We start from the raw sequence: 13,798 nt of genomic DNA, 5'->3' as shown, positions 1-13,798 counted from the left end.
CCGCGGACGGCACCGTCGCCGTCACCACCACGGACTCGTGCGCCGCGTCGGGGCGCAGGGCGGGGTCGTCCGGCCGGTCGACGCGGACCGTGGGCCGCTCGGGCGTCCCCTCCGCCGTGAACAGGCCCAACTCGGCCGCCGCGTCCGGGGAGTGCACCACCGTGCGGTGCGCGGCCCCCGGCTCCCGGCCGCCGCGCAGCGCGAGGCACACCACGGCCCGGCCCGGGAACAGCCCCTCGGCGGTCGGCTGGACGACGCCCGGCCCGTACGGCTCCCGGCCGGGCAGCAGGCCGCGCAGCCGCCAGGGGCCCGCGCCGACCACCGTGTCCGCCTCCGCCACCGTCCCCTCCGCCAACTCCACCCCGGCCGCGCGGCCGTCCTTCTCCAGGATCCCGGTGACCTCGGCCCCGAAGACGAACTCGACCCGGCGCCGCGCACACCGCTCGTACACGGCGCGCGCCAACTCCCGCATGCCACCCTCGACATACCAGACGCCGAAGGCGTGCTCCATGTACGCCAACACGGCCGCGCTCGCCGGAGCGGTCCCGGGGTCCAGGCCGTACCCGAGCGCGTGACCCGCCAGCAGGGTGGCGAGCCGTGGGTCCCGCAGTTCCCACGCGCCGATCTCGGCGAGCGTCGCGGCCCGGCGGGTGCGCAGCAGGCGCTTGTGGGGGACCGCCGGATAGGGCTCGCGCTCGGCCAGCACCACCCAGTTCGACCACAGCGGCTCCTCCAGCAGGGGCCGGCGGGTGCGGTCCCACGCCTCGCGGGCGCGCACCAGGAAGTCGCCCCAGCGCTGCCCGGCACCGGATCCCAGGGCCTCGTCCAGGGCCGCGACGACACCCGCGCGCGAGGCGTTCGGCAGCGACACCTCGGTGCCATCCGCGAACAGATGCCGGGACGAGGGGTCGACCTGGGTGAGCCGGACGCACTCCTCCAGTGGCTCCTTGCCGGTCTTGAGGAACAGATCGCGCCAGACCGCGGGCAGCGGCAGCACCCCCGGGCCGGTGTCGAATCCGAAGCCGTCCCGCTCGAAACGGCGCACCGCTCCGCCGTATGTCTCCGTGCGCTCGTACACCACCACCCGGTGGCCCGCGACGGCCAGCCGGGCGGCGGCCGCCATCGCGCCCATCCCGGCGCCGATCACCGCAATCCGTGCCATGCCTGCGACTTTATCGACCGCCACTGACAATCGTGGCCGCGGGCGGTCAGTCGGGCGGGCGGACCGGTCGGGCGGCCAATCGGCGTTCCTCCCGCCGTTGCGCCCGGCGGCGCAGGAACCGCCGGATCCGCGAGACCAGGAAGCACAGCGCGGCCACACCGGCGGCCAGCAGCACCGCCGCGACGATCGCCGCCGCCTCCGGATGGAACAGGGCGAAGGAGACGACGGCACCCACGCCGGCGTCCTCGGCCGTGCTCAGGATCACGTTGCTGAAGGGCTCCGGCGAGGTGTTGACCGCCATCCGGGTCCCGGCCTTGACCGCGTGGCTGGCGAGCGCCGTCGAACCGCCCAGCAGGCCCGCCGCCACGTCCGACAGCGAACCGCTCTGCCCGGCGAGCAGCGCCCCGACCCAGGCGCCCGCGAGCGGCCGGACCACGGTGTGCACGGAGTCCCACGCCGAGTCGACGTAGGGGATCTTGTCGGCGACGGCCTCGCACAGGAACAGCGCGCCGGCCGCGATGAGGACCTCGGGGCGCTGCAGCGTCTGCGGAACGTCGTCGCTCACCCCGGTCGCGCCGAACAGGCCGAGCAGCAGCACCACGGCGTAGGCATTGATGCCGCTGGCCCAGCCGCTGGTGAACACCAGAGGGAGTACGGACACGGACGCGATCGTAACCAGGGAGGCGGCGCTGCGTCCTGCGCACGAGCGCGGACGGCTGAGTACGCGTACCTAGGCGGTGAGTTGAGTACGCGCGCGGATGGGTTCCGACCTGCTGGAACGAGAAGGTGGAGGCACGGCAGAGGGACGGGGACCGGCACCGCCGACACGGGGCGGCGGAACGGTGCCCGCCCTGAGCCGCTCCTTCCGTCGACTCGTCGGCGGAAGCGAGGACACGGGGGAACCCGGAGGATGACCGCAACGGGGGTTCCACGGGGGAGATACGGGGGAGCACGGGGAAGCGCCGGTTCGAGGTGGCCCGCGGGGGACGCGGCCACGGCGGACCGGCGCTTCCCGTTGTTCTGTTGTCCCGCTATCCCGTTGTCCGGTTATCCCTTGCCGCTCACTCGGCCCTGCAACAGCCGGGACAGGGCGGCGTGGACGTCGTCCAGGGAGCGCTCCGGCTGGAACGACTTCCAGTCCAGCGCGGCCACCAGCACCATGCCGACCAGTGCCGCCGCCGTCAGCGGCACGTCGATCTCCTCGCTGAACTCGCCGTCGGCCACACCCTCGCGCAGTACGCCCTCGACGACCGCGACGGCCTCCTGCCGCACCACCAGCAGGGTGGGCTGCCAGGCGCGCCTGGGGCGCCACAACTCGGCCACATACAACTGGGTGAAGGCCGGATAGCGGTCGATGAAGACGAGACCGGCCCGGACCATCGCGTCCAGGGCGTCCACCTTGCCGCCGCCCTCGTCCGCCGTCCGCTCGGCCGCCTCCCGGAGGGAGGCGGTGAGCAGGCCCACGCCGTGCCGCAGCAACTCCTCGAAGAGGACCGACTTGCTCGCGAAGTTGTAGTAGACCGTGCCCTTCGCGACCCCGGCGCGCTCGGCGATCTCGTCCACCGTCGTGGCGGAGAAGCCCTGCTCGGCGATGAGCGTGACGGCGGCCTCGTAGAGCCGCTGCCGGGTGGCCTCGCGGCGGGTGCTGCCGCCGGGCGTGGCACTGCTGCTTTCCATGGTCCCGATTCTCACAGGAACCGGCCCAGCACCGGCACAGGAACCGGCCCGGCACCGGGCTCGGACCAGGAGGCCGCGGACAGTCGGCCCTGGAGCGAGGTCCGTCACGCGCCCGAACCGACCGCGAGGGCGCGCCGGTCGAGCGGCGGGATCACCCCGCGGGCGGCCGTCGCTCCCACCCACGGGGACAGCGGAATGAAGTACGGCGCGGCGCCGTGGTCGGTCCCGATTCCGGTCCCCGTCCCCGTCCCCGTCCCGGTCCCCGCAGTCGTCCGGGATCCGCAGCTCCCCATCAGCTGACCCGAACTGTCGATCGAATCGAAAGCCCAGGTCAGAACGGATTGTCAGTGGCATACCGCACGATGGGCACATACGGCACCTCGTATCGGGTGTGCCGTCACACAGACGACAGGAGGTTCGTCATGGCCAGCTCGTCCGCAGCAGCCGCCCACCGGCGCCGCGCCACCGGCCCTGCCCCCTCACTGACCGGCCCGGCGGGCGATGTGCACCCCGTGCTCCGCCGGGCCACGGCCCCGCCCGCCGCCCTCGACCTGCTCGCCCAGGCCCGTGCCGGACTCGACGAGGCCGCCGTCCTCGACACACCCAACGAGCGCTATGCCACGGCCCATCTCGCCGCCCTGCGCACCGCCGCCGCCGTCCTCGCCGCCCGGGGCCGCCCGGAGCCGAACGCCCGGCGCCGGGAGCGGATCCGGAGCGCCTGGGAGGTGCTCCCCGAGATCGCGCCCGAACTCACCGAATGGAGCGCCCTGTTCGCCTCCGGCGCCGCCCGCCGCGCCCGGGCCGAGGCGGGCATCCGAGACGCGGCGAGCCGCCGGGACGCCGACGATCTGATACGGGACGTGGCGATGTTCTTCCGGATCGTGGAGCGGATGCTGGCACTCCAGCCGGTCCTGCCACAGCCCCGTCAGGACACCGCCGAACCGACCGACCGCGCCGACGACACGGGCCTGGCTGACAGGGTCATGCCGGACGCGGGCTGAACGGCCCCGAAGCCTGCGTGGCCGCGACCGGACCGCAGGGGACGTCGAGACCGCGCGGTCCGCAGGGGACATCGGGCGCGCGCGGTCCGCCGTACGGGACGCGGAGGCCCGCGCGCCCCCGCGTCGACCAGGTACGGCGGCGGAGGCCATAGGGTGGAGAACGCCTGAAACCTTCCCTCTCCCGCGCCCCGGGCGGGGGAGGGACCCCGTTCGCGCCGCCGGGCAACAGGCGGTGCCGCGCCGAGGAGTCAACTGTCGTGTCGGACCCGATGCGCCCCCGCGCCTCTCTCCGTACCGCCGTGGTCTGGGAGGTCCTCCAGGACGCCCTCGACCGCCGGGTCAAGGCCACGGGTCGGGACTCGCTGGACGTCCTCGACACCGGGGGCGGCAGCGGCAACTTCGCGGTGCCCGTCGCCCGCCTCGGGCACCGCGTCACCGTCGTCGACCCGAGCCCCAACGCGCTGTTCGCGCTGGAGCGACGGGCCGCCGAGGCCGGTGTCGCCGACCGGGTGCGGGGCGTCCAGGGCGATGTCCGCGGTCTCTTCGACGTCGTGGCGCGCGGCGGCTTCGACGCGGTGCTGTGCCATGGCGTCCTGGAGTACGTCGACGACCCGGCCGAGGGCGTCCGCAACGTGGTGGCCGCGCTGCGCCCCGACGGCGTCCTCAGTCTGCTCGCGGCCGGGCTCGGCGGCGCCGTGTTCGCCCGCGCCCTGGCCGGACACTTCACGGAGGCCAGGCAGGCCCTCGCCGATCCCGACGGCCGCTGGGGCGCCGGCGACCCGGTGCCCCGGCGCTTCACCGCCGAACAGCTCACCGCGCTGGTCGAGGGCGCGGGCCTCGCGGTCGGCGCCGTGCACGGCGTGCGGGTCTTCGCCGACCTGGTACCCGGAGTCCTGGTCGACACCGAGCCCGGAGCCCTCGACGCCCTGCTGAAGTTGGAGGCGGCGGCAGCCGAGTTGCCCGCGTTCCGCTCCGTGGCCACGCAGCTCCATGTCCTCGGCGAGACGCATGGGCCCGACGAGGTCTGAGCAGCTCCCGGGTCACACCGCTGATCAGGGCCGCGGCAGCGGATGGAGTACGCCACAGGCCCCCCGATCGAGGGGTTTGCGCCGTATGATCGAGGGAGACCGCCCGGCATGACGGGTCGGCCGCTGGGGAATGGAAGCCTCAGCGAGCCGGGACGGCCATGGCGGGTTCCGGTTGGCCAATTGGCCTAGAGGGGCGGGTTTCACGGGGGCGATTCCCTGCCTATCCTGAAGGGACCCCCCGGGTCGCCCCGGCGACTGCACGATGAGGAGGACTCCGTGCCGCTCTCGGAGCACGAGCAGCGCATGCTCGAGCAGATGGAGCGAGCGCTGTACGCCGAAGATCCCAAGTTCGCTACAGCGCTTGAGGGAAGCGGGCTGCGTACGTACACCCGGCGACGGGTCTACCAGGCGGTCGCAGGCTTCCTCGTAGGTATCGCGCTCCTCATGGCCGGAATGGTCGCGCAGCAGATTTGGGTCAGCGTGGTGGGCTTCCTCGTCATGCTGGGTTGTGCGGTACTCGCCGTAACGGGCTGGCGCAAGGCCCCCAAGCCGGGTGAGCAGCCCGCCGCGGGTGCCCCGCACGCGCGCCGTCAGGCACGGCCGAAGCGCTCCATGATGGACCGTATCGAACAGCGCTGGCAGCGTCGCCGCGACGAGCAGGGCGGCCGCTAGAGAGCCCACCGGGAGAACAGGGCCACACATACATATCTGACTGAGGGGTGACCACCCGTGCTGGGCGGTCACCCCTCAGTCATGCGGCCCCTCAGTCATGCGGCCTCCCGCGGCCGTGCGGCCTGCCTTCGACCAGCCCGAAGCCCGGGCTCGCCTCGGAAACCTTCTTCGGCGATCGGCAGTTGGTGGCCGGTGGTCGGCGACGAGCCGACCCGGCACCGGTGACCGTCGGCGGCCGGGGCGGCTCCGCAGAGCCCAGAACGCTCTGAGCGCTCTGAGTGACGGTGGCGCCTCAGCTCTCCTGGCCGGACGGCTTGCGCGGGGTCGGCCGTGCCGCCGCCGCCCGCGCCCTGAGCGCAGCCGACCACGCCGACATCGCCCACAGCACGCGCACGGCCGAGCGCGGCGCGAACAGTGCGCGCAGTCGTGTGCCCCGGCCGACCGTGCTGCCCAGGGCCTCGGTCACCCGGCGCACATCTTCCGCGAGGCCGGTCGTCGGCCGCGGCCGAGGTGCGTAGAGGACCTGCTCCAGAGCGTCCGCCACCCGGTGCACCGCGGCACCGGCCGCCGGGTCGAGCTGCCCGAGCCGGACGATCCGGTCCGCCGCCCGGCGCGGCGTCTGCGACTCGTCCGGCAGGATGCCGAAGTCCCACGCGGTGTCGGTCAGCTCCTGCCAGGCCGCCAGTGTGTGGGCCGCCGCGCCTTCCTCGGTGCGTGCGTGCCCGCCCAGCCGTACGGCCCGCAGCCGCTTGCGCCACAGCAGCGGCGACAACGGGAGGACCAGCACGACGAGTCCGCCCAGGGCCCACAGCGCCGACTGCCACCACTTCGGGCCGTCACCGCCGCCGACCGTCACGTCCTGCGCCGACGGGCTCTCGCATGCCTCCAGCTTGCGCAGCTGCGCCGTGCAGCTCTCGCTCGGCGAAGCGGCGACGGAGGGTGCCTGGGACGACTGCTCCGAGGGACGCGTCAGGTCCGGAAGGGACGTGCCGGGCGTGTCCGACCGGGTGTACTCGGGTGCCGTGCCCCGGGTCGGGGTCGGCTCGAAGCGGGTCCAGCCCACGCCCTCGAAGTACAGCTCGGGCCAGGCGTGCGCGTCCTTCAGGCCGACCGACACCGTGCCGTCCGACTGCAGCGCACCGGGCGCGAAGCCGACCGCGACCCGGGCCGGGATGCCCAGGGTGCGGGCCATCGCGGCCATCGCGAAGGAGAAGTGGACGCAGAAGCCCTGCTTCTTCTCCAGGAAGTTCGCTATCGCGTCCGGGCCCCGGCCGACCTGCACCTCGGTGTCGTATTGGAAGCCGCCGGTCACGGCGAAGTAGTCCTGGAGCTTGACCGCCTCCTCGTAGTGGCTCGTCGCCCCCTCGGTGACCTGCTCGGCCGTCTTCGCCACCACCGACGGCAGCGACTTCGGCACCTTGGTGTACTCGCGCCTGAGCGCCTCCGACGGCTCCGGTGCCGAGGCCAGTTGCTCCGCGGTCGGCTGCACGTCCAGGCTGGTCACCTCGTACGCCGCACCGCGGGTGTTCTGGCCGTGGTCGCCGACCAGCGTCATGCCCACCGGCTCGTAGCGCCACTTGCCGGAGATCCGCACACCGCTCGGCGGGTACGGCATCGGCAGCCAGTCCTGGGCGTACCAGTCGGCGGCCGTGATTCTGGTCCTGACCTCCGAGCGTCTGACGTCCTGGCTCAGGCCGGCCGGCGTGGGGAACCGGTTCGGTACGCCCACGATGTGCCGCTGGGACGGCTTCCAGGTGGTGCCGTCGAAGTCGTCCAGGGAGACGATCCGCAGATACAGGTTCGAGGCGGTGTTCGAGCTGGTTCGTAGGGACAGGACCTGGCGGTCCTCGTCCATGTTCAGGCTGTCGCGCAGCGACACCAGGGGGTTGACCGCGGAGATGGTGCCGCCGTTGCCGCTGCCCGCGCCCACACCGGCTCCGGTGCCGTCCAGGAGGCCGCCCCGCATCGACGGCAGGGCCAGGGGCACCACCAGGGCGACGCCCAGCGCGACCATGCCGATGCGTCGGCCCGTGCGGACGGGCGCCAGCGCGCCGCCGGTCGCCCCGTCGGGGGAGCGGGCGGCGCCGCCGAAGACCCGGCCCCACTGGGAGAGCCGCTCCCGGCCCTCGGCGAGCAGCAGCATCAGATAGCCCGCGGCGGCGACCAGGAACCACAGCCAGTCGGTGCCGCCGTCGGACAGGCCCGCGGCGATCGAGTACAGGGCCAGCAGCGGCAGCCCCGCCGGGGCCGCGCTGCGGAGAGTCACCGCGAGGACGTCCACGATCAGCGCGATCACCAGGACACCGCCGACGAGCATCAGCCGGATGCCCTCGGACAGGGGCGCCGGGATCGCGAACCGGCTCACATCGTCCGAGCCCTGCTGGAGCAGGTCCGAGAAGTAACGGAAGGTGTCCGGCCCGGGGATCAGCCCGAGCAGCGCGTGCCCCCGCGCGAAGAGCAGGGTCAGCAGTATGAGGCTCACCAGGGCCTGGGCCGTCACGGTCAGCGACCGGGCCAGCGGCACCCGCCGGGTCGCCGCGCCCACGCCCGCCTGTACCGCCACCAGGAGGCCCGCCTGGAAGATCCAGGTCGCCGGGGAGACCAGCGGCAGCAGGGCGCACGCCACCATCATCGTGGCCACGGCGGCGCACACCGCCAGTCGGGCCCGCCCGCTCATGCCGTCACCTCCCGCCCGCGCGCCGTACCACCGGACCACGGCGCCCGCACCAGGGCGCTGCCCGAACGCGCCCCGCGCGAACCTGTCCCGCCCAGCCATGACCGTGCCAGCCAGGACCGTGCCGGTCGTGGTCGTGCCGGTCGTGTGCTGCCACCGTTCATGGCCGTGCCTCCCCGCCGCTCAGCGCGGCCACGCCCGTGCGTTCGTGGTCCGCCTGGCGCCACAGTTCGCCCAGCGAGGCGCCGCGCGGCACGCTCACGGTCGTCCAGCCCGCCTCCCGCAGCAGCCGCAGCCCATCCGCGTGACCGTTCCCCGGTCCGGGCACGTCCGTCGGTTCCCGCACCCAGGTGTCCGGGTCCAGCAGGAAGGCGACGGCACCGCCGCTGCGCCGGCGCATCTTGGCGACCACGGCGGCCTGCTCCTTGTCCAGCTCGCCGAGGAAGGCCACCAGCAGCCCCTCGTTGCCGCCGCGCAGCACGTCATAGGCCCGGGACAGGCCCGCGCCGTCCGAGTGGTCGATCACGGCCAGGGTGTCCATCATCAGCCCGGCCGAGTCCGCCGTCTCCTGGCTGGCGCCGGCGAACCCGTCCGTGCCCTCCCCGGGCACCGAACTGCCGGTGTCCGTCAACAGGCGTACCGAGAAGCCGCGTTCGAGCATGTGCACCAGCACGGAGGCGGTGCCGGACACCGCCCATTCGAAGGCCGAGTCCGGGCCCGCGCCCGCGAAGGCGATGCCCCGGGTGTCCAGCAGCACCGTGCACCGGGAGCGCTGCGGTTGCTCCTCGCGGCGCACCATCAGCTCGCCGTAGCGCGCGGTGGAGCGCCAGTGGACCCGGCGCAGGTCGTCGCCGTACCGGTAGCCGCGCGGGATCACGTCGTCCTCGCCGGCCAGGGCCAGCGAGCGCTGCCGCCCGTCGCCGTACCCCTTCACCTCGCCGCTGAAGCGCACCGGCGGCAGCGCCTCCACGCGCGGGATCACCGTCAGGGTGTCGTACGTCGAGAAGGAGCGGGTCAGCTCGCACATCCCGAAGGGGTCGGTCAGGCGCAGTTGCAGCGGGCCGAGCGGATAGCGGCCCCGCAGGTCGGACCGGACTCGGTAGGACACCTCCCGGCGACCGCCCGGCTCCACCCGGTCGAGCACGAAGCGGGGCCGCGGCCCGAGCACGTACGGCACCCGGTCCTGGAGCATCAACAGGCCCGTGGGCAGCCGCGAGACGTTGTCCATGCGCAGATGGACCCGGGCCTCGCCGGCCGCGGGCACGCGCGAGGGGGAGAGCCGGCGGCTGCCCGCCACCCGGTAGCGCGTGCGGTACAGGACCGTCGCGCAGATGAGGGGCAGCGCGGCCAGCAGCAGTCCGACCCGGAGCAGATCGCTCTGCCCCAGCACATAGGCGCAGATGGCGGCGGCGACGCCGGCCGCCAGGAACGAACGGCCGCGCGTGGTCAGCCCGGCCAGGGCCGTGCGGACACCGCCCTTGTCGTCGCGTTCGGTCTCCGGCCGCCCGGTCCCCCCGCCGCTCATCACAGCCTCCGGGGCGGCTGCTGGCCGTACGCGGTCGCACCCGGTGCGCCGAAGCCGTTCTGCCGCGCCGCCGCGGGTACCGGCGTGCGCTGCACGATGTCCTGGACCACCTGCTCCGACGTGCGCCGGTTGAGCTGGGCCTGGGCGGTGGGCAGCAGCCGGTGCGCGAGGACCGCCACGGCCAGGGCCTGGATGTCGTCCGGCAGCGCGTACTCCCGGCCGGCCAGGGCCGCGGCCGCCTTCGCCGCCCGCAGCAGATGCAGCGTCGCGCGCGGGGAGGCGCCGAGTCTCAGATCGGGGTGCGCGCGCGTGGCGGCGACCAGGTCGACCGCGTAGCGCCGGACGGTCTCCGCGACGTGCACCCCGCGGACGGCCTCGACCAGCTTCACGATCTCGTGCGCGTGGGCGACCGGCTGGAGGTCCTCCAGAGGCGAGGCGCCGCCGTGCACGTCCAGCATCCGCAACTCGGCCTCGACGCTGGGGTAGCCGACGGAGACGCGGGCCATGAAGCGGTCGCGCTGGGCCTCCGGCAGCGGGTACGTGCCCTCCATCTCGACCGGGTTCTGCGTGGCCACCACCATGAAAGGGCTGGGCAGTTCATAGGTCTGCCCATCGATGGTGACCTGCCGTTCCTCCATGGACTCCAGCAGCGCGGACTGCGTCTTGGGGGAGGCCCGGTTGATCTCGTCGCCGATCACGATCTGTGCGAAGATCGCGCCCGGCTTGAACTCGAAGTCCCGGCGCTGCTGGTCCCAGATGGACACACCCGTGATGTCCGACGGCAGCAGGTCGGGGGTGAACTGGATGCGGCGCACCGAGCAGTCGATGGATCGCGCCAGCGCCTTGGCCAGCATTGTCTTGCCCACACCGGGCACATCCTCGATCAGCAGATGCCCCTCCGCCAGCAGTACGGTCAGCGAAAGCCGTACGACCTCGGGCTTGCCCTCGATCACTCCTTCCACCGAACTGCGGACACGCTCCACAGTGGCGGTCAGATCAGTGAGGCTCGCTCGATCGTCATAGGTCGTCACCCGGCCCTCCTCGGCCCGTTCTCACTCCGGGCCGTCGCTCTGCGCTGCGGACCGGCCCACCCCGAAACACGGACGCCACACGTGGAAAGTTCCGCGTGACGTCACACCCCGCATTCTTGCCGCCGTTACCGATTCGTGTCACTCGCCTGTGGACAACTGCCCGCACGATGTCGGCCTTACGGCTCTTTTCGGCCGGACTTTCCGGCCTCGCACATCGGGTGTTTCGGGGGCGCCCGGACTGCTCAGGCGGGGTCGACCTCGCGCAGCAGGCCCGTCCTGACGTCGAACACGAAGCCGCGCACATTGTCGGTGTGCAGCAGAAACGGCGAGGTGCGCACCCGCTGCATGGACTGCCGCACGTCCTGGTCGACGTCCCGGAAGGACTCCACCGCCCAGGCGGGCCGCTGGCCGACCTCCATCTCCAGTTCGTGCCGGAACTCCTCGGTGAGGGACTCCAGGCCGCAGCCGGTGTGGTGGATGAGGACGACGCTGCGGGTGCCGAGGGCCCGCTGGCTGATGGTCAGGGAGCGGATCACGTCGTCGGTGACGACACCGCCCGCGTTGCGGATGGTGTGACAGTCGCCGAGTTCCAGGCCGAGCGCGGCGTGCAGATCGAGACGGGCGTCCATACAGGCCACGACCGCGACGTGCAGAATGGGGCGGGCGTCCATCCCGGGGTCGGTGAACGCGGCGGCGTACCGCCCGTTGGCCTCCACGAGACGGTCCGTCACGGTGCCCTCGCCCGTTATGGCGTCCTCGGACCCGGCGGGAACTGCTGCAGAAGTCGTCATACTCACGACGGTACTGGTCAGCCGACGAGCGGTCCTGTTATGGCTGGGACAAAGAATGTCATCGTTGTTTGGTGTGAGCTAACCCACACGGACGATAAAAGTGAGCCGTACGACTGATTCTTTCCGGATCGCGGCGCCGACCGGAGTGCGGTTCGCGACGCGCAGGCCGGTTGATTGACCGCGAGACACGGTGGACTAAAGTGGCGCGAAGTTGGGAGGCGAGTCTCTCCCCGCTGGACTGAATTCATCCGGAGACCCCGGCACGCGCGCGGACCGTCTCCCCACGTGCGCGGCGCGTACGTACGGCTCGGCCTCCTCCCGCTCCCGGCCGGCTGACGCTTCCGGCGCCGGCCGGCCTCCCCTTCACGAGCGGGCGGGGACCCGGCGGTGCGTACGGCCCGCGCCGGAGCTGAGAGGGCCCCTTGAGCCAGAGTCGACACGTCCCGGTGATGCTCCAGCGGTGCCTGGACCTGCTGGCGCCAGCCCTGGAGCGGCCGGGATCCGTGGTCGTCGACTGCACCCTGGGCCTCGGCGGGCACAGCGAGGCACTGCTCGGCCGGTTCCCGCAGACCCGGCTCGTCGCCCTCGACCGCGACAAGGAGGCCCTGCGCCTGTCCGGGCAGCGGCTGGCGCCCTTCGGCGAGCGGGCCACCCTCGTGCACGCCGTCTACGACGAACTCCCCGACGTCCTGGCCCGACTCGGCATCGCGCGCGTGCAGGGCGTCCTCTTCGACCTCGGTGTCTCCTCCATGCAGCTCGACGAGGCCGACCGTGGCTTCGCGTACGCCCACGACGCCCCCCTCGACATGCGTATGGACCAGTCGGCGGGGATCGGCGCCGCCGAGGTCCTCAACACCTATCCGGCCGGCGAACTCGTCCGGATCCTGCGCGCCTACGGCGAGGAGAAACAGGCCAAGCGGATCGTCGCCGCGATCGTCCGCGAGCGCGACAAGGAGCCCTTCACCACCAGCGCCCGCCTGGTGGAACTGATCCGGGACGCGCTGCCGCAGGCCGCCAAGCGCACCGGCGGCAACCCGGCCAAGCGCACCTTCCAGGCGCTGCGCATCGAGGTCAACGGCGAACTGGCCGTCCTGGAGCGTGCGGTACCCGCGGCGGTGAAGGCGCTCGCCCTGGGCGGCAGGATCGCCGTCCTGTCGTACCACTCGCTGGAGGACCGCCTGGTCAAGCAGGTGTTCGCGGCCGGTGCCGGCACCACCGCGCCGCCCGGACTGCCGGTCGTGCCCGAGCGCTACCAGCCCCGGCTCAAGCTGCTCACGCGCGGTGCCGAACTTCCCACCGAGGAAGAGGTCGCCGACAACCGCCGGGCGGCCCCGGCCCGGCTGCGCGGGGCCGAGCGCATCAGGGAGGACGCCGAGTGAGCGAGTCGGGTCCCCGGACTCACCGGAGGACATGTGGGTAGCACATCCGAGCTGAGGGGCAGGGCGGCCCGGCTCGCCCGGCTCTTCCCGGCCGGTCGCGCCCAGGCGGCCCGCACCCCGTTCGTCCTCCTGGTCGTCCTGCTCCTCGGCGGTGGCCTCATCGGTCTGCTCGTGCTGAACTCGGCGCTCAGCGAAGGCTCGTTCAGGCTCGACGACCTGCAGAAGCGCACGAAGAACCTCACCGACGAGGAACAGGCCCTGCGGCGCGACATCGACGCCTACTCCGCGCCCGACGCCCTCCAGCGGCGGGCCCGTGAACTCGGCATGGTGCCCGGCGGCGACCCGGCCTTCCTCGGCCCCGACGGCACCGTCAAGGGCGTCCCCGGTCCCGCCGCCGCCAGGCAGTACGTGGTCCGCTCGCCCGCGCCCGCGCCACCGGAGGCGATGACCACCGCCGCCCCCGGCGCCAACCCGTCCGCCCCCGGCGCGAGCCCATCCGTCCCGTACGCCGGCGCGGGCTCCCCGTACGCGAGCCCGTCCGTCCCGGCCGCGGGCCCGGCCACCCCGACGGCCGGTCCGTCCGCCGCGCCCGCCGCGTCGGCGCCGGCCCCGCCCTCCTCCGCCCCCCGGTCCGTCTCGACCCCGACCCCCGGCAGGTGACGGAAGTGTCCGACAGGGAACCGCCGCGCCGTCGCGTGCCCGGCCCCGCCAAGCCCGTCCCGCCCCGGATCCGCGCGGACCGGGGCGACCCGCACCGCGCCGGGGCGGGCGGGCCCCCCCCCCCCCGCCCCGGGGGCCCCCCCGGCCGGCGCCCCAGCCCCCCCCCGCCCCCCCACGCGGCCCGCCCGCGCCGCCGCC

At 73.5% G+C, this 13,798-nt stretch carries 12 protein-coding genes; 5 read left to right on the top strand and 7 right to left on the bottom strand.

Going from position 1 to position 13,798, the window contains the following annotated elements:
* The 3 genes from ACWEKM_RS43180 to ACWEKM_RS43170 form a co-directional block, all read right to left on the bottom strand.
* Nucleotides 1–1,162: phytoene desaturase family protein (locus tag ACWEKM_RS43180; protein ID WP_451626782.1), on the bottom strand; the 1,162-nt coding region annotated here is incomplete at its 3' end.
* Between the two features lie 46 nt (nt 1,163–1,208).
* Nucleotides 1,209–1,823 carry a DUF4126 domain-containing protein gene (locus tag ACWEKM_RS43175; RefSeq protein ID WP_451626781.1) on the bottom strand — a complete coding sequence of 205 codons (615 nt, stop codon included), beginning with the start codon at nt 1,821–1,823 and terminating at the stop codon, nt 1,209–1,211.
* 386 nt (nt 1,824–2,209) lie between these two features.
* A complete protein-coding gene (locus ACWEKM_RS43170; protein WP_451626780.1) occupies nt 2,210–2,839 on the bottom strand; it encodes a TetR/AcrR family transcriptional regulator in 630 nt (209 codons plus the stop codon).
* Nucleotides 2,840–3,261: 422 nt separating this feature from the next.
* On the opposite strand from ACWEKM_RS43170, the gene ACWEKM_RS43165 reads away from it, so the two are divergent.
* The 3 genes from ACWEKM_RS43165 (at nt 3,262) to ACWEKM_RS43155 (ending at nt 5,540) form a co-directional block, all read left to right on the top strand.
* Nucleotides 3,262–3,840 (top strand): SAV_6107 family HEPN domain-containing protein, encoded by a 579-nt coding sequence (locus tag ACWEKM_RS43165; protein WP_451626779.1) that lies wholly within the window; start codon nt 3,262–3,264, stop codon nt 3,838–3,840.
* Between the two features lie 257 nt (nt 3,841–4,097).
* On the top strand, nt 4,098–4,868 hold the full coding sequence (locus ACWEKM_RS43160) for a methyltransferase (protein WP_451626778.1): 771 nt from the start codon (nt 4,098–4,100) through the stop codon (nt 4,866–4,868).
* 276 nt (nt 4,869–5,144) lie between these two features.
* Nucleotides 5,145–5,540 (top strand): DUF3040 domain-containing protein, encoded by a 396-nt coding sequence (locus ACWEKM_RS43155; protein WP_451626777.1) that lies wholly within the window; start codon nt 5,145–5,147, stop codon nt 5,538–5,540.
* 292 nt (nt 5,541–5,832) lie between these two features.
* Here the strand turns inward: ACWEKM_RS43155 and ACWEKM_RS43150 are convergent, their stop codons facing one another.
* The 4 genes from ACWEKM_RS43150 to ACWEKM_RS43135 form a co-directional block, all read right to left on the bottom strand.
* On the bottom strand, nt 5,833–8,217 hold the full coding sequence (locus tag ACWEKM_RS43150; RefSeq protein ID WP_451626776.1) for a transglutaminase TgpA family protein: 2,385 nt from the start codon (nt 8,215–8,217) through the stop codon (nt 5,833–5,835).
* Between the two features lie 157 nt (nt 8,218–8,374).
* Nucleotides 8,375–9,739, bottom strand: a complete 1,365-nt coding sequence (locus ACWEKM_RS43145) for a DUF58 domain-containing protein (RefSeq protein WP_451626775.1) — start codon at nt 9,737–9,739, stop codon at nt 8,375–8,377.
* Entirely contained in the window at nt 9,739–10,770 is a 1,032-nt protein-coding gene (locus tag ACWEKM_RS43140) for an AAA family ATPase (RefSeq protein WP_451626774.1), read from the bottom strand. The genes ACWEKM_RS43145 and ACWEKM_RS43140 overlap by 1 nt, the downstream gene beginning before the upstream one ends.
* Before the next feature lie 242 nt (nt 10,771–11,012).
* On the bottom strand, nt 11,013–11,561 hold the full coding sequence (locus ACWEKM_RS43135; protein WP_451626773.1) for a beta-class carbonic anhydrase: 549 nt from the start codon (nt 11,559–11,561) through the stop codon (nt 11,013–11,015).
* A 422-nt stretch (nt 11,562–11,983) separates the two neighbouring features.
* On the opposite strand from ACWEKM_RS43135, the gene rsmH reads away from it, so the two are divergent.
* Together rsmH and ACWEKM_RS43125 are read left to right on the top strand one after the other, a co-directional pair.
* Nucleotides 11,984–12,940: a 16S rRNA (cytosine(1402)-N(4))-methyltransferase RsmH gene (rsmH, locus tag ACWEKM_RS43130; protein WP_451626772.1), complete on the top strand. Its 957-nt coding sequence runs from the start codon at nt 11,984–11,986 to the stop codon at nt 12,938–12,940.
* Between the two features lie 33 nt (nt 12,941–12,973).
* A complete protein-coding gene (locus tag ACWEKM_RS43125) occupies nt 12,974–13,600 on the top strand; it encodes a septum formation initiator family protein (protein ID WP_451626771.1) in 627 nt (208 codons plus the stop codon).
* Nucleotides 13,601–13,798 lie beyond the last annotated feature (198 nt).

The organism is Streptomyces sp. NPDC004752 (assembly GCF_053601275.1).
This window is presented reverse-complemented; position numbering and strand designations above follow the sequence as displayed.

Bases quoted from the DNA above. Each gene is read 5' to 3' on its own strand.
- ACWEKM_RS43170 (WP_451626780.1), bottom strand. From the start codon at position 2,839: ATGGAAAGCAGCAGTGCCACGCCCGGCGGCAGCACCCGCCGCGAGGCC.
- ACWEKM_RS43165 (WP_451626779.1), top strand. From the start codon at position 3,262: ATGGCCAGCTCGTCCGCAGCAGCCGCCCACCGGCGCCGCGCCACCGGC.
- ACWEKM_RS43150 (WP_451626776.1), bottom strand. From the start codon at position 8,217: ATGAGCGGGCGGGCCCGACTGGCGGTGTGCGCCGCCGTGGCCACGATG.
- ACWEKM_RS43145 (WP_451626775.1), bottom strand. From the start codon at position 9,739: ATGAGCGGCGGGGGGACCGGGCGGCCGGAGACCGAACGCGACGACAAG.
- ACWEKM_RS43135 (WP_451626773.1), bottom strand. From the start codon at position 11,561: ATGACGACTTCTGCAGCAGTTCCCGCCGGGTCCGAGGACGCCATAACG.